The organism is Thermobifida cellulosilytica TB100, assembly GCF_001517975.1.
Classification (GTDB): domain Bacteria; phylum Actinomycetota; class Actinomycetes; order Streptosporangiales; family Streptosporangiaceae; genus Thermobifida; species Thermobifida cellulosilytica.
The window spans coordinates 82,916-98,459 of record NZ_KQ950182.1; the positions used below are offsets into that span (position 1 = coordinate 82,916).

General features: G+C 73.6%; 13 protein-coding genes and 1 pseudogene. 10 read left to right on the forward strand and 4 right to left on the reverse strand.

All coding sequences use genetic code 11. The features are described 5' to 3' along the window. Positions 1-150: 150 nt before the first annotated feature. The 9 genes from AC529_RS20505 (at position 151) to AC529_RS10535 (ending at position 9,416) form a co-directional block, all read left to right on the forward strand. Complete coding sequence (locus AC529_RS20505; protein WP_068756148.1) at positions 151-1,215, forward strand: ribonucleotide-diphosphate reductase subunit beta; 1,065 nt, start codon at positions 151-153, stop codon at positions 1,213-1,215. Positions 1,216-1,456: 241 nt separating this feature from the next. After that, entirely contained in the window at positions 1,457-2,332 is an 876-nt protein-coding gene (locus AC529_RS10500; protein ID WP_068756150.1) for an SPFH domain-containing protein, read from the forward strand. Between the two features lie 154 nt (positions 2,333-2,486). Beyond that, positions 2,487-3,314, forward strand: a complete 828-nt coding sequence (locus tag AC529_RS10505; RefSeq protein WP_068756152.1) for a CPBP family intramembrane glutamic endopeptidase — start codon at positions 2,487-2,489, stop codon at positions 3,312-3,314. Further along, positions 3,311-4,465, forward strand: coding sequence for a sensor histidine kinase (locus AC529_RS10510; RefSeq protein WP_068756154.1), 1,155 nt, complete (start codon positions 3,311-3,313; stop codon positions 4,463-4,465). The genes AC529_RS10505 and AC529_RS10510 overlap by 4 nt, the downstream gene beginning before the upstream one ends. Continuing rightward, the gene (locus AC529_RS10515; RefSeq protein ID WP_068756156.1) at positions 4,462-5,121 is read left to right on the forward strand and encodes a response regulator; all 660 of its coding nucleotides are present in this window, start codon (positions 4,462-4,464) and stop codon (positions 5,119-5,121) included. The genes AC529_RS10510 and AC529_RS10515 overlap by 4 nt, the downstream gene beginning before the upstream one ends. A gap of 152 nt (positions 5,122-5,273) precedes the next feature. After that, complete coding sequence (gene putP / locus AC529_RS10520) at positions 5,274-6,803, forward strand: sodium/proline symporter PutP (protein ID WP_068756158.1); 1,530 nt, start codon at positions 5,274-5,276, stop codon at positions 6,801-6,803. 140 nt (positions 6,804-6,943) lie between these two features. Continuing rightward, the gene (locus tag AC529_RS10525; protein ID WP_068756160.1) at positions 6,944-7,516 is read left to right on the forward strand and encodes a putative glycolipid-binding domain-containing protein; all 573 of its coding nucleotides are present in this window, start codon (positions 6,944-6,946) and stop codon (positions 7,514-7,516) included. A 248-nt stretch (positions 7,517-7,764) separates the two neighbouring features. Next, the gene (locus AC529_RS10530) at positions 7,765-8,574 is read left to right on the forward strand and encodes an alpha/beta fold hydrolase (RefSeq protein WP_068756162.1); all 810 of its coding nucleotides are present in this window, start codon (positions 7,765-7,767) and stop codon (positions 8,572-8,574) included. A gap of 89 nt (positions 8,575-8,663) precedes the next feature. After that, a complete protein-coding gene (locus AC529_RS10535) occupies positions 8,664-9,416 on the forward strand; it encodes a maleylpyruvate isomerase family mycothiol-dependent enzyme (protein ID WP_083948117.1) in 753 nt (250 codons plus the stop codon). 72 nt (positions 9,417-9,488) lie between these two features. Here AC529_RS10535 and AC529_RS10540 read toward each other — a convergent pair whose 3' ends face one another. The 3 genes from AC529_RS10540 to AC529_RS10550 form a co-directional block, all read right to left on the reverse strand. Next, the gene (locus tag AC529_RS10540; RefSeq protein ID WP_068756861.1) at positions 9,489-11,687 is read right to left on the reverse strand and encodes an MMPL family transporter; all 2,199 of its coding nucleotides are present in this window, start codon (positions 11,685-11,687) and stop codon (positions 9,489-9,491) included. Positions 11,688-11,918: 231 nt separating this feature from the next. After that, positions 11,919-13,385, reverse strand: coding sequence for an SDR family oxidoreductase (locus tag AC529_RS10545; RefSeq protein WP_068756166.1), 1,467 nt, complete (start codon positions 13,383-13,385; stop codon positions 11,919-11,921). 3 nt (positions 13,386-13,388) lie between these two features. Beyond that, positions 13,389-13,901 (reverse strand): DUF4383 domain-containing protein, encoded by a 513-nt coding sequence (locus AC529_RS10550; RefSeq protein WP_068756168.1) that lies wholly within the window; start codon positions 13,899-13,901, stop codon positions 13,389-13,391. Between the two features lie 155 nt (positions 13,902-14,056). Between AC529_RS10550 and AC529_RS10555 the strand changes: the two genes are divergently transcribed. After that, positions 14,057-15,055: a glutathione S-transferase family protein gene (locus AC529_RS10555; protein WP_068756170.1), complete on the forward strand. Its 999-nt coding sequence runs from the start codon at positions 14,057-14,059 to the stop codon at positions 15,053-15,055. A gap of 6 nt (positions 15,056-15,061) precedes the next feature. Here AC529_RS10555 and AC529_RS10560 read toward each other — a convergent pair. Further along, positions 15,062-15,544, reverse strand: a pseudogene (locus tag AC529_RS10560) (MFS transporter); the annotation flags it as partial.

Consider the following 15,544-nt stretch of genomic DNA (forward strand, 5'->3'; position numbering starts at 1 on the left):
GGCCGGGACGGCCCCCGCCCTCGACCCGGACGCCGCGTTCTGCGCGCTGGACGCCCCCGACTGCGAGGCGTGCCAGTAGCCCCGAGCCCGTCCCCGGCCGCGCCCGCCGCCGCGGGCGCGGCCCGACCCGGAACACGCCGAAAGGAATCCATGACCATCTCCGACAGCACCGGCCTCGGCGAGATCCAGAGCGGCGCCGCGCGCGTCGACGTCGCCGACAAGCGGATGATCAACTCCCGCGCCGACGTCAACCAACTGCTGCCGCTCAAGTACCGCTGGGCGTGGGAGAAGTACCTGGCCGCCTGCAACAACCACTGGATGCCCACCGAGGTCGGCATGCAGGCCGACATCGCGCTGTGGAAGTCGCCCGACGGCCTGACCGAGGACGAGCGGCTCATGGTCAAGCGCAACCTCGGCTTCTTCGCCACGGCGGAGTCCTTGGTGGCGAACAACATCGTGCTGGCGGTCTACCGGCACCTGACCAACCCCGAGTGCCGCCAGTACCTGCTGCGCCAGGCGTTCGAGGAGGCCGTGCACACGCACACCTTCCAGTACATCTGCGAGAGCCTCGGCCTGGACGAGGGCGAGCTGTTCAACATGTACCGCGAGGTGCCCTCCATCACCGAGAAGGACGCGTGGGCGCTGCGCTACACCCGCAACCTGGAGAACCCGTCCTTCCGGACCGGCACGCCAGAGGCCGACCAGGCGTTCCTGCGCGACCTCGTCGCCTTCTACGTGGTGTTCGAGGGCATGTGGTTCTACACCGGGTTCGCGCAGATCCTGTCGCTGGGACGGCGCAACAAGATGGTGGGGATCGCCGAGCAGTACCAGTACATCCTGCGCGACGAGAGCATCCACCTGAACTTCGGCATCGACGTGATCAACCAGATCAAGATCGAGAACCCGCACCTGTGGACCGAGGAGTTCCAGGCCGAGGTGCGTACCATGCTCGCCGAGGCGTGCGAACTGGAGGTCGCCTACGGGCGGGAGACCATGCCGCGCGGCATCCTCGGCCTCAACGCCGGGCTGTGCGAGCAGTACATGCGGTTCATCACCGACCGCCGCGCCGAGCAGATCGGCCTGGCCCCGCTCTTCGGCGAGACGGAGAACCCGTTCCCGTGGATGTCGGAGATGATGGACCTCCGCAAGGAGAAGAACTTCTTCGAGAGCCGGGTGATCGAGTACCAGACCGGCGGCGGCCTGTCCTGGGACTGACCCCTCCGGCGGCGGGGCCTCCCCGGCAGGCCCCGCCGCCGGCCGCTCCGGGGGAGAAAGTCCTGGCAGCGAGGGAACCGTCAGGCGCGCTACGGAATCTGAAGAAGTGAAGAATCCGTGAAGACACCCCTCCGACGCGGCCGCGCCTCCCCGGGTGCCCTCCGAAAGCCCGGCCCCCTCCCGGCCGGGCGGTTCCGGCCGGGGACGCGCCCCGGAGCCGACACAGAGAGACGGACGCCCAGTGAAGACCCCCCGAATCGCGGCCACGGCCCTGCTCGTCCTCGGGCTCGCGGCGTGCTCCGTGTCCACCGGTCCCGACCAGGTGGGACTGGAGTACGACGCCGGCGCCTTCTCCTCCACCACCTTCGACAACTGCATTCCCGCGGGCCACCGCGAGTACTACGGCCCCGGCGACCTGACCTTCGTCTACCCGGGCGGCCAGCGCACGTTCACCTTCGGCGCCTCCGAGAGCGCCGAGGCGCCGCAGGCCACCGTCGTGTCCAACGACGACCTGGAGCTGACCGTGGAGGGGGTGGTCACGTTCACCCTCAACCCGACCTGCGAGACGCTGCGCGAGTGGCACGAGCGCATCGGGCTGAAGTACGCGGCCGACACCCCCCAGGGCTGGGTGGACATGCTCACCACCTACATCGGCCAGCCGCTGAACCGCGCACTCGACGACGCCAGCAAGGAGTACTCCTGGCGCGACCTGTACACCTCGGCCGACACCAAGGCCGAGTGGGAGCAGAAGGTCGGCGAGCTGCTGTCGAAGTACATCGCCGAGCAGAGCGGCGGCGGCGACTTCTTCTGCTCCCCCAACTACACCGGTGCCGAGGACCAGGAGTGCGGCACCCCGCAACTGACCATCCAGCAGCCGGTCCCGCCGGAGGACGTGCGCGAGGCCCTCACCAGGGCGCAGACCGCCATCGAGGAGACCGCCGCCCAGGAGGAGGAGAACAAGCGCGTCGAGATGGAGCTGGAGGCGATCGAGCAGCTCGTCGACGTGCTCGGCCCCGAGGGCTACATCCTCTACGAGGCGCTGAAGAGCGGCAGCGTCGAGGTGGTCCCGGTGCCGCAGGGCGGCGCGGTCAACATCACCCCGCGCGGCGGGGAGTGACCGTCCCGCGCCGCCGGGCCCGGCGGCGCGGAGCTTGTCCCCCGGGAGAGCTACACGCAAGTGTCCACCGCACGGTGACGACTTCCGGCCACCGGATCCGTAGCGTTCGATGCAGTCGCGGCACCGGGCCGCGCGTATCGGTGAGGAGAATCCGGTGAGACTGGTGTGGCAGTTCGCGGCCGTCGCCGCGGTCGCTCTGATCGGCAGCCAGGCGGTCGCCGCCACGGGCGGAAACCCGTGGGCCACGTGCGTCCTGGGCGTCCTGACCGCGGCGCTCGCGGTGGCCGTCTACCGGTGGGTGGTGCGGCGCACCGAGCGCCGCACGCCCGCGGAGGTGGCGGGGAAGGGCGCCGCCGCCGCGACCGGCTGGGGGACGCTGGGCGGCGTCGCGCTGTTCGCGGCCGTCATCGCGGCCATCGCCCTGTGCGGGGGCTACGAGGTCACCGGCTTCGGCTCGGTGCCCGGCGCGGTGGGGCTGGTCGGCCTCATGGCCGCCGCCGCGGTGACGGAGGAGCTGCTGTTCCGCGGCATCCTGTTCCGCATCGCGGAGGAACGCCTCGGCACGTGGCTGGCGCTCGTCCTGACCAGCGTGCCGTTCGGCCTGATCCACCTGGTCAACCCGCACGCCGACCTGTGGGGCGCCCTGGCCGTCGCGATCGAGGCCGGCGGCATGCTCACCGCCGCCTACGCCGCCACCCGCAACCTGTGGGTGCCGATCGGCCTGCACTTCGGCTGGAACTTCGCCGCCTCCGGCCTCTTCAGCACCGAGGTCTCGGGCAACGACACCCCGCAGGGGCTGCTGGACGCCGTGACGTCGGGACCGGTGCTCCTCACCGGCGGCGACTTCGGCCCGGAGGGCAGCCTGTTCGCGGTGCTGTTCTGCGTGCTGGCGACCGTCGGGTTCGTCGTGCTGGCCCGGCGGCGCGGCCGCCTGGCGCCCCGGCGCCGCCGTGACGCCGCCGCCACTACACTGCCCCGGTGACCACCCCTCGGCGGCTGGGGGAGCTGTGGCGCCGGCCCGGCTCCTCTGCCTGGTACCTCCTGCTCGGCCTGCTGCTCTTCGCCGCGTCGTTCCTCCCCGCGCTCCACAGCCAGGGGACGCAGCTCGGCGGCGTGCCGCACCGCCCCTTCGACGCGCTGGCCGTCGCGGCGCTCGTTCTCGAATGCCTCCCGCTCGCCCTGGCCCGGCGGTGGCCGACCGCCAGCCTCGCGCTCGTGTCGCTCGGCTTCGCGGTCGACCAGCTCCGCGGCTACCACTCGCTCGCCGGGATCGCGCTGCCCATCGCGCTGGTGAGCGCGGGGTTCCACGTGGAACGGCACCGCCGCGCCACCGTGGTGCTGTTCTCCGCGGCCTACGTGCCGCTGGCCGTCGCGCTCTACCTGCTCGGCACGGGCGAGCCGGTGAGCGGGTTCGTGACGTTCTACCTGGCCCTGGCCCTCATGTGGGGCATCGGGTCGTGGCTGCGCGCCACCCGGGCCGCGGAGGCCGAGCGCCGCCGCCGCGTCGCCGAGGACACCCGCGCCGCCGAACGCGCCCGCATCGCCCGCGAACTCCACGACGTGGTGACCCACCACGTGACGGCGATGGTCGTGCAGGCCGAGGCGGCGCGGTACCTGACCGCCTCCCCCGACCGCCTCGACCAGGCCCTGGCCGCCGTCACCGACACCGGCCGCCGGGCCATCAGCGACCTGCGCAACCTGCTCGACCTGCTCGACCCCGACCACAGCGGCGAGGCCGGGACGCAGCCCGTCGGCAGGCTCCTCACCCTGGTGGAGCAGACGCGCCAGGCGGGCCAGCCCGTGGAGTTCACCGAGGAGGGCACCCCGGCGGACCCGAACGGCAGCGCCTACCTCGTGGCCCACCGGGTCGTGCAGGAGGCCCTGACCAACGCCCTCAAACACGCCTACGGCAGCCGCACCTCGGTGCGGGTGCGCCACGACGAGAAGGAGATCACCGTGGAAGTCGACACGGACGGCTCCGGCACGCGGGGGACCTCCCCGGGCGGGAGCGGGCGGGGACTCGTCGGCCTGCGCGAACGGGTCGCCGTGCTGGGCGGCGACTTCCGCGCGGAGCGGCAGCCGGACGGCGGCTTCGCCGTGCGGGCGCGCATCCCCGCGGGGGGCCCGTCGTGACCGCGCCGATCCGGGTCCTGGTCTGCGACGACCAGGAGCTGATCCGCACCGGGCTGGCCACGATCATCAACGCCCAGGACGACCTGGAGGTGGTGGGCGAGTGCGGGGACGGGCAGGCCGCGGTCGACCTCGGCCGCCGACTGCGCCCGGACGTCGTGGTGATGGACGTGCGCATGCCGGTGCTCGACGGCATCGAGGCCACCCGCAGGCTGGCCGGAGCCGGGGTGGCGCACCCGGCCCGGGTGCTCGTGCTGACGACGTTCAACCTGGACGAGTACGTCTACGAGGCGCTGCGCGCGGGGGCCTCCGGGTTCCTGCTCAAGGACGCGCCGCCGACCCAACTGCTGCACGGGATCCGGACCGTGGCCGCCGGGACGGCGCTGCTGGACCCCAAGGTGACGCGCCAGCTCGTGGGCAGGTACGCCGCCCGGATCAGGCCCGCCGGGAACAGCCCGGACGACACCCCGCTGACCCCCCGCGAACTGGAGGTGCTGCGCCTGGTCGCGGAGGGCCTGTCCAACCGGGAGATCGCCGAGGCCCTCCATCTGAGCCCGGAGACCGTCAAGACCTTCGTGTCGCGCATCCTCACCAAGCTCTCCCTGCGCGACCGCGTCCAGGCGGTCGTCTACGCCTACCGCCACGGCCTGGTGTCCTGACGCGCCGCGCCGACGGCACGGACTCCGGCGCCCCGGGCGGGGGCCGAAGGCCCCGCAGCAGGGGCCGGACCGGGGGGTTGAACAGGATTCCTCAAGTGATCACTATGTGAGATAGGTCGCTTTTGCCTGGCTACGGGCAGTGAGGAGCCCTCATGACCGAGTCCCTGCTGGCTTCGACGGTCACCTTCGCCGCCTACTTCGCGCTGATGCTCGGCATCGGCCTGTGGACGTACCGGCGGACGACGTCCGCCTCCGACTTCTTCCTCGGCGGGCGCACCCTCAACAGTTGGGTGTCTGGACTCAGCGCCAACGCCAGCGACTTCAGCGGCTGGCTGCTGCTGGGCCTGCCCGGCGCGATCTACCTGTCCGGACTGGGCGAGGCGTGGATCGCGGTGGGGCTGGCCGTCGGCTTCTACGCGAGCTGGCGGGTCGTCGCACCCCGGCTGCGGGTCTACACCGAGCGCGCCACGGACGCGCGGCGCGGCGGGGAGTCCGACTCCCTGACCCTCTCCTCCTTCCTGGAGAACCGCTTCGGCGAGCGCAGGGGAGTGCTGCGCGGCGTCTCCGCCCTGCTCATCCTGGTGTTCTACCTGTTCTACGTGGCGTCCGGACTGGTCGCCATGGCGGTGCTGTTCGACCAGGTCTTCGACCTGCCGGGCACGGCCGCGGTGGTCCTGGGCGCGTCGGTCGTCGTGCTCTACACGTTCCTCGGCGGCTTCCTCGCGGTCAGCTTCACCGACGTCGTCCAGGCCGCCATGATGTGGCTGGCGCTGCTGGCGGTGTCGGCGGCCGCGCTGGTCGCGCTCGGCGGCTTCGGCGGGGTCGCCGACGGGGTGGCCGCGCGCAGCGACGCCCTGTTCTCCGCGTTCGGCGGGGTGGCGCTGTCCGACGGCGCGTGGCAGCCCACGGAACGGCTGGGCGTCCTGGTGATCGTCTCCGGCCTGGCCTGGGGGCTCGGCTACTTCGGCCAGCCGCACATCCTGGCCCGGTTCATGGGCATCCGCTCGGTCGCCCACATCCCCCGCGCACGCCTGGTCAGCGTCGCCTGGGCGGTCACCGCGATGGCCCTGGCGGTCTTCGTCGGCTTCGTCGGCATCGCCTACTTCGACCAGCCGCTGGACAACCCCGAGAGCGTCTACCTCTCCCTGATCCAGGCGCTCACCAACCCGTGGGTGGGCGGCCTGCTGCTGTCGGCGGTCCTCGCCGCGGTGATGAGCACCGCCGACTCGCAACTGCTGGTCGCCGCCGCGGCGCTCACCGAGGACGGCTACCGCGTCCTGACGCGGCGCGAGGTCTCGCCCGCCGCCATGGTGTGGATCAGCCGGGTCGCCGTGGTCGGGGTGGCGCTCGCGGCCGGGGTGCTCGCCGTGGCCAGCCAGGACAGCGTCCTCGAACTCGTGGGCTACGCCTGGGCCGGGTTCGGCGCGGCGTTCGGCCCGGTGGTCGTGCTGGCGCTGTACTGGCGCCGGATGAACTGGGTGGGCGCGCTGGCGGGCATGGTCGCGGGCGGCACGGTCGCCCTGGTCTGGCCCAACGTCGACCCGATCGGCCTGTACGCGATGGTCCCGGCGGTGTTCGCCGCGGTGGTCGCGGTCTTCGTGTGCAACCCGCTCGGCCCGAAGGCCAGCGAGCAGATGGCGGCGGACTTCCGCAGGGTCGAGGAGGTCACGGGCAGGGCCTGAGCCCCGACGGCCGTATCGGACGGGCGCCGGCGCCCCGGCCCAGGCAGGGGCGCCGGCGCCGGGATTTTCGGCCTCCCGGGTGTCACGAACCGGACACCGGGTGTGGCGCCAAAACGAGCGATACCGGTAGAACGGTCGCTATGAGCCCCAAGAACGAGCTCCCCGTCGCGTGGTCCCGGCTCGACGTCGCCGAGGGGCTCTGCGTCGGCACCCTGGTCACCGAACGGCGCGGCTACCGGTTGGAGGCGGGTGAGGTCGTCGCCGACCCTCGGGAACGCTACTCGTGCCGGTTCAGCGTCTCCACCGACCTGGCGTGGAACACCCGGAGCGCCCGGGTGGACGTCGTCGGCCCGCGCGGCGCGCACGTCCTGGAACTGGTCAACCGGTCCGGGCAGTGGACGGTCAACGGCGCGGCAGCCCTCGAACTGGAGGGGTGCGTGGACGTGGACGTGGCCGCGGCCCCGCTCACCAACACGCTGCCCATCCGCCGCCTGGGCCTGGAACCGGGCGAGCACCGCGACATCCAGGTCGCCTGGGTGGACGTGCCGGAGCTGAAGGTCACCCGGATACGGCAGCGCTACACCCGCCTCCTCCCCGAGGACGGGGTGGACCGCTACCGCTACAGCGACTCCGGATACGGGACGTTCGAGCTGACCGTGGACCGCAACGGCCTGGTCATCGACTACGAGCGCCTGGCCCGCCGGATCTCCTGACCGGAGCCCCGGTCACCGGACCGGCCTTGTGAGGTCCACGTCGACGGCGAAGGGGACGCTCACCGTCAGCGGCTCAGCGGACAACGTCGGCTCCTTCGACCGGATCGACACGCTCGACTCGCTCCCAGTCGCACTCGGTGACGGATTCGGGGCGAGAAGGTACCGGGAGGGCCACCCGCGCGTGGTCGGAATCCACAGAATCCGGCGTCGGGGAATGCCTTTTTCCTCCCCGGGTACTGCTGTGCCCCATGGGGGAGGCGCGGATCGTCTACGACCGGCGGGGCCGCGGCAGCCCGCTGGTGCTGTTGCACGGGCTGGGGCACCGCAGGCAGGCGTGGCGGCCGGTGCTGCGGATGCTGGAGGCCGAGCACGACGTGGTGGTGCCGGACCTGCCGGGGTTCGGCGAGTCGCAGGCGCCCGGCGCGGGGGAGCGCTACGACATCGCCTGGCTGGTGGACGCGGTGGAGCGGTTCTGCGACCGGCTCGGGCTGCGCCGCCCGCACCTGGCGGGCAACTCGCTGGGCGGGGCGATCGCCCTGGAACTGGCCGCCCGCGACGCCGCCGCCTCGGTCACCGCGTTCTCGCCCGTCGGGTTCACCGTCGGCGCGGAGAACCTGGGCAACCGGCTGCTCGCCCTGGGGGCCCGGGCGGCCTCCCGGGTGCCCGAACACCTCCGGGTGGCGGCGGCCGACACCCCGCTCATGCGTCGTGCGGCACGCCGGGTGCTGCGCGGCACGCCCGGCGGGTGCGACCACCGCGACGTGCGCTTCGACGCCGCCGCGCTCGCCGCGGGCTCCCCCTTCGTCCGGCTGGCCTCCGAGGTCGCCCGCTACTCGTTCGCCGCGCACGTGGACTGCCCGGTGACCGTCGGCTGGGGGGAGTGCGACCGCGTCCTCACCCCGCGCGCGGCGCACCGGGTCGCCGAGCGCATCGCGCACGCCCGCCTGGTCCGCCTGCCCGGCTGCGGACACGTGCCGATGGCGGACCGGCCCGCCCTGGTGGCGGCGGTCGTCGCCGAGACCGCCCGGTCCGGGGAACGGCCCGCGACCCGCTCCTGACTCGCGGATTCGGTCGATCCGCCGATTCGCGCGCGAGAGCCGTGTGGTTGCCTTGATGCGGGCTCTTCTCCCCTCTGGAGGTGACAACGGTGAGGACGCGACGGGACGACCACGTCCGCTGGCTGCGCGTGGAGGGTGCGCGCATGGCCGAGGCCGCCGAGGCCGCGGGAATGGATGCGAAAGTGCCGACCTGCCCCGACTGGCGGGTGCGCGACCTGCTGCGGCACACCGGCGAGGTGCACCGTTGGGCCGCGATGATCGTGGCCGAGCGGCTGGCGCAGCGCCCGACGGGGGAGAAGGCGGCGTCCGTGCGGAACTGGCCGGAGGACGACGCCGCGCTGCTCGACTGGTTCCGGGAGGGCCATGCCCGGCTCGTGGACGTCCTGGCGACCGCCGACCTGGCCACGGAGTGCTGGTCCTTCCACCCCGCGCCGTCCCCGGTGGAGTTCTGGGCGCGCCGCCAGGCCCACGAGACGACCGTCCACCGCATCGACGCCGAGGTCGCGGGCCGGGGCGCGACCCCGGTCTCCGCCGGTTTCGCCGCCGACGGGGTCGACGAGATCCTGTGCAACTTCTTCACGTCGCGCAACCCGAAGGTCACCGCGGAGCCGTCGCGGACCATGGCGGTGCGGGCCGTGGACACCGGCGACGCCTGGCTGGCCACCATCGGACCGGAGGGCGTGGCCACCGTGCGCGGCTACGGCACGGCCGACTGCACGGTCACCGGCAACGCCAGCGACCTGTACGCGCTGCTGTGGAACCGGCGCGGCACCACCGGGATCACCGTGGCCGGGGACGCCTCGGTGCTGGAGCTGTGGCGCACCGACGCCCGCGTGCTCTAGTCCCGGGGCCGGGTGCCCGGCCCGCACGGCAAGAGGCCCGCCCCGGGCGTGCGGGGCGGGCCTCGGTGTGTCTCAGGCCTTGTCGCGGGCCAGGCGGCTGGGCCACCACATCGCGCGGCCCACGTCGAGGCTGAGCGCGGGGACCAGCAGGGAGCGCACGATCAGCGCGTCCAGCAGCACGCCGAACGCCACCAGGAACGCCAACTGGAGCAGGAACAGCAGCGGCACCACCACCAGCGCGGCGAAGGTCGCGGCGAGCACCACGCCCGCCGAGGTGATGACGCCGCCGGTGACGGTGAGGCCGCGCAGCACCCCCTCGCGGTGGCCGAAGCCCTTGGCCTCCTCGCGGACCCGGGTCATCAGGAAGATGTTGTAGTCGATGCCCAGGGCCACCAGGAACACGAACGCGAACAGCGGCACCCCGGGGTCGGCGCCCGGCAGGTCCAGCAGGTGGTTGAAGACGATCGCGCCCACCCCCAGCGCCGAGCCGAACGACACCACCGTGGTGATGATGAGCAGCACCGGGGCGACCAGCGACCGCAGCAGCACGACCAGCACCAGCAGCACCACGGCCAGCACCAGCGGCACCACGACGTACAGGTCGCGGGTGGCGGTGTCGAGCGTGTCCAGGGACTCGGCCGAGGGACCGCCCACCAGGGCGTCGGCGCCGTCGACGGCGTGCACGGCCTCGCGCAGGTCGCGGGTGATCTCCACGGCCTCGGTGGACGCGGCGGGCTCGCTCAGGGACGCCTCCAGCAGCACCCGGCCGTCCACGACCTTCGGCTCGGCCTCGACCGGCTCGCCCCCGGTGACGCCGGGCGGCGGCCCCTGGGCCTCCGAGTCCTCACCGCCCGCGACGCCGGGCGGCGGCCCCTGGGGCTCGGAGTCCTCGCCTCCGGTGACGCCGGGCGGCGGACCGGCCGGAGCGTCCTCCCCGCCGTCCGCCGGGGGAGCGCCGGCGGGGGTCTCCGGCTCCTCGGTGACCGGCACGACCTCGGTGACGCCCTCGACCTCCTCGGCGGCCGCGACGACCTCGTCGATCCGGTCGGCGTCGGCGACGATCACCGCGGGCTGGGCGGTCACCGCGTGCCCGAAGCCGTCCTCCAGGATCTCCTGGCCGGTCACCGAGTCCACCTCGGTGCGGAAGATGTCGAAGTCGGAGGTGCCCTCGGCGCGGAACTGGGGCACGAACGCGGCCGCGGCCAGCAGCAGGACCGTGGTCGCCACCCAGTAGCGGCGGGGGTGCCGGGACACGGCGGTGGCGATGGCGCCCCACAGCCGGTGGCGGCGCAGCATGGTCTCGGTGGTCTCGGCCTCCCCGCTCGCCTCGACGCCCTCGAAGCGGGGGCGGACCGGCCAGAACGCGGCGCGGCCCAGCAGCAGGAGCACCGCGGGCAGGAAGGTCAGCGCCGCGACGAGCGCGGTGGCGATGCCGATCGCGGCGACCGGGCCGAGGCCGCGGTTGGAGGCGAGGTCGCTGGCGAGCAGGCACAGCACGCCGAGGATGACGGTGCCGCCGGAGGCGAGGACCGGTTCGACGGTGCCGCGCACCGCCGTGCGCATCGCCTCCAGGGGGCGGGCGTGCTCTTGCAGGGTCTCCCGGTAGCGGGAGACCAGCAGCAGCGCGTAGTCGGTGCAGGCGCCCACGACCAGGATGAACAGGATGCCCTGGCTCTGCCCGTTGAGCTGGATCCACTCGGCGGCCGCCGCGGCGTAGACGAGCGCCGCGGCCAGCACCAGGGCGAGCATCGAGGTGAGGATCACCACGACCGGCAGGATCGGGGAGCGGTAGACGGTGACGAGGATGATCAGCACCGCGCCCAGCGCCACCAGCAGCAGGGTGCTGTCGATGCCGCCGAAGGCCGCGGACAGGTCGGCGACGAGCCCGGCGGGCCCGGCCACGTACACCTCCACGCCGTCGACGGGGTCCTCGGCGAGGAGGGCGCGCAGTTCCTCGACGGTGTCGCCGACGTCGGCGCCCTCCCGCAGCGGCACGACGACCTGGGCGACGGAGTCGTCCTCGGTGCCGGGGACCGGGCCGATCGCCTCGCCGTCGGAGATCTCCGGGTGGTCCTGGATCGTGGCGACGTGCTCGCCGATGGCGGCCAACTGCTCCTGGGTGAGGGTGTCCTCGGCGGAGTAGGCGATGATCGCGGGCACCCGGTCCTGCTGCTCGAAGTCCTCCTGGATGCGGCTGACCTCGGTGGACTCGGCGCTGACCGGCAGGAACGAGGAGTCGTCGTTGGTCTGCACCTCGGTGAGGCGGCCCATGAAGGCGCCCAGGGGGCCCGCGCCGAACAACCAGACCAGGGTGAGCAGGATCGCTGCCCCGTACCAGACGCGGCGGCGTGCCGGTGGTCGGGGGCCGGGGGGACGGTCGTCGGCGGCGGCCGACGGGGTGGTGCTCCGGCGCACGGAAGGCTCCTCAAGCGGTCGACATTTGAACGGAATTCACGTGTGCGGGGAGCAATGAGACCACACCGCCCGGGCGGGTGATGTGGATCACGCTCGCTGGTGTGCGGTCTCGCGGACCGCTGCGAGGGCGATGTTGCGGGCCATGGAACCGAAGACGACGTCGTGGAAGACGGTGATGCCCCGCCAGTACAGGTGGCCGCCGAGACCGCGCGGGCGAAACAGGGCGCGCTGCCGGTAGCGGACGACCCCGCCGTCCTCCTCCACGCGCAGCTCCAGCCACGCCCGCCCGGGCAGCCGCATCTCGGCCCGCAGCCGCAGCAGCTCGCCGCGCTCCACCTCCTCGACCCGCCAGAAGTCCAGGGAGTCGCCCACCCGCAGCCGGTCCGGGTCGCGCCGCCCCCGCCGCAGGCCCACGCCGCCGCCCAGCCGGTCCAGCCAGCCCCGCGCCGCCCACGCCAGCGGCCACGAGTACCAGCCGTGCTCGCCGCCGATCCCCTCGACGACCCGCCACAGCGCCTCGCGGGACGCCGCGACCGGGCGGACCCGCTCGTCGACGTAGAGCGAGCCGCCCGCCCAGTCCGGGTCGGTGGGCAGCGGGTCCGCGGGAGCCGACGGCCACGACGCCGAGGACCAGTGGGTGTCCACCCGCGCCTCCCGGACCCGGCGCAGCGCCAGCCGCACCGCCTCGTCGAACCCCAGCCGGTCGTGGTCGCCGAGCAGGTCGGCCAGGTCGTCCTCGCGGCACACCACCTCGTTGCGCAGCGACTCCACCAGCGGCCGGGCCACCGCGGCCGGAACCGGGGTGACCAGGCCCACCCACAGGCTGGACAGGCGCGGCGAGAGCACCGGGACGGGGATCACCAGCCGCCGCCGCAGCCCCGCGACGCGGGCGAAGCGCTGGATCATCTCCGCGTAGGTGAGCACGTCCGGCCCGCCGACGTCGAAGACCCGGTTGACGTCCGCGGGCAGCTCCGCGCAGCGCACCAGCAGCCGCAGCACGTCGCGCACCGCGATCGGCTGCACCCGCGTGGCCACCCAGCGCGGCGTGGTCATCACCGGAAGCCGCTCGGTGAGGTGGCGCAGCATCTCGAAGGAGGCCGACCCCGAACCGAGGATGACCGCGGCCCGCAGCACCGCGGTCGGCACCGGCGAGGCCAGCAGGAGGGCGCCGACCTGGGCACGGGAGCGCAGGTGCGGGGAGAGCTCCTCCCCCTCCGGGGTGAGCCCGCCCAGGTAGACGATGCGCCGCACCCCGGCGGCGTGCGCCGCGGCCGCGAAGTTGCGCGCCCCCGCCGCGTCCCGGCGGGCGAAGTCGGCCCCGCCGCCCATCGAGTGCACCAGGTAGTAGGCGACGTCCACGTCCGCCAGCGCCCGGGCCAGGCTCTCCGGGTCGAGGACGTCGCCCCGGACGACCTCCGCCTCCGGCCGCCACGGGTGGTCGCGCAGCTTCGCGGGCGAGCGGGCCAGGCAGCGCACCCGGTGCCCCGCCCGCAGCAGTTCCGGGACGAGCCGCCCGCCGATGTAGCCGCTCGCCCCCGTGACCAGCACCCGCATCGGTCACCCCCGCCCCACGAAGAACGGGCGCTGCCGCCGGGGCGGCTCCGGCACGGCGTGCGGGTGGCGGGACCGCCAGTACGGGTTGTCGTAGGGCAGCCGTCCGCTGAACCGCCCGTACATGCCGAACGTCAGCAGCACCACGCCCACCACGAACACGCAGATCACGTTCGGCATGCGCAGGGCCAGCAGGTTGTACGGGGTGTCCAGCACCGCCAGGGCCGTCAGGCCGCTCAGCACGAACACCGCCCCCAGCACGATGTTGACGGTGGAGGCGAAGGTGCCGCCGACGACCGCGCCGCCCAGCAGCAGCGAGCCGAACGCCACCATGAGGAACCCCCGCGCCTCGGTCGCCGAGATCCCCGAGACCACCTCGCCCTCGCTGGTGAGGAGCGTGCTCTGGTCGGCCGCGCCGAACAGGCCGCAGACGACGAGCACCCCGCCGGTCAGCGCGGCGCCGAAACGGTAGACGTTGCCGAGCCGCCGGTCGGCCGGCCGGTTCCTGTCGAGTCTCATGACCCACCCCCCGGCGGACCCCTCTACCCACTCGGCGGCCGGATACCGGGGAATCCCCGGCACACAGGCGGTGTTCTGTCCAGCACCGGTCCCGGGCGGCTCCGGGCCTGCCGCGCGGGACGCCGAGCCACGCACGACACACGGAAAGAGTGGGCATGGGAACCGACACGTCGGACAAGCCGGAGTTCAAACGGTCGCCGAGCGCCTTCACCGACCGCATCACCGCCGACGGCGCCGAGGGGTGGCCGGTCGAACCGGGACGCTACCGGCTGGTGGTGAGCCGCGCCTGCCCGTGGGCCAACCGGTCGATGATCGCGCGCCGCCTGCTCGGCCTGGAGTCGGCGATCTCCCTGGCCGTGGCCGACCCGATCCAGGACGAGCGCAGTTGGCGCTTCACCCTCGACCCCGACGGTCGCGACCCGGTCCTCGGCATCCGCTACCTCGCCGAGGCCTACCTGGCCCGCGACCCCGACTACACCGGCGGCATCAGCGTCCCCGCGATCGTCGACGTCCCCAGCGGGAAACTGGTCACCAACGACTACCTGCGGCTGCCCGCCGAGTTCGCCACCGAGTGGCGCGCCCTGCACCGCGAGGGGGCGCCCGACCTGTACCCCGAGCCGCTGCGCGACGAGATCGAGGAGATCAGCGACGTGATCTTCCGCGACGTCAACAACGGGGTGTACCGGTGCGGCTTCGCCCGCACCCAGCGCACCTACGAGCGCGCCTACACCGCGCTGTTCACGCGGCTCGACGCGCTGTCCGAGCACCTGGCGACCCGCCGCTACCTGGTCGGCGACAGCATCACCGTCGCCGACATCGCGCTGTTCGTCACCCTGGTCCGCTTCGACGCCGTCTACCACGGCCACTTCAAGTGCAACCGGAACAAGCTCACCGAGATGCCGGTGCTGTGGGCCTACGCCCGCGACCTGTTCCAGACCCCCGGCATCGGCGACACCGTGGACTTCGACCACATCAAGCGGCACTACTACGTGGTGCACCACGAGATCAACCCGTCCGGCATCGTGCCGCTGGGCCCCGACCTGTCGGGCTGGCTCACCCCGCACGGCCGCGAGGAGCTGGGCGGCCGCCCGTTCGGCGACGGCACCCCGCCGGGGCCGCCCCCGGAGGCGGAGCGGATCCCCGCGCAGCTCTGACCCGGGTCAGCAGGGCGCGGCGGCGCGTGCGCGGCCGTCGCGCCAGGCCAGCGGGGCGGCCGCGGCGATGAGGAGCGCGGTCGCGCAGTAGGCGCCGGGGAAGGCCAGGGCCTGGGCGAGCAGCCCGGTCGCCACCGACCCCGCCCCGGTGCCCGCGTCGAAGGAGACGTTCCACGCCGCGCTGGCCGTCCCCGACCCTCCCGGCCCGGCCCGGTGGAACATCACCACCAGGGTGGCGTTCTGCACGACGCCGAAACCGAACCCGTAGAGCGCCGCCGCGGCCACCACCGGAACCGGCAGCCCGGCGACCGCGGCCGCCACGCCGCCCACGCCCGCGGCGCCCAGCAGCGTGCCGGGGGCCGTCAGCCGCCCGGCGCCGCCGCGGTCGCTCCACGCCCCCGCCGCCCAGCGCCCGGCGACCATCGCCGCGGAGAGCGCGAACAGCGCGGCGGACACGGCCGCGGTGTCCGCCACGGCCAGCGGCAGGAA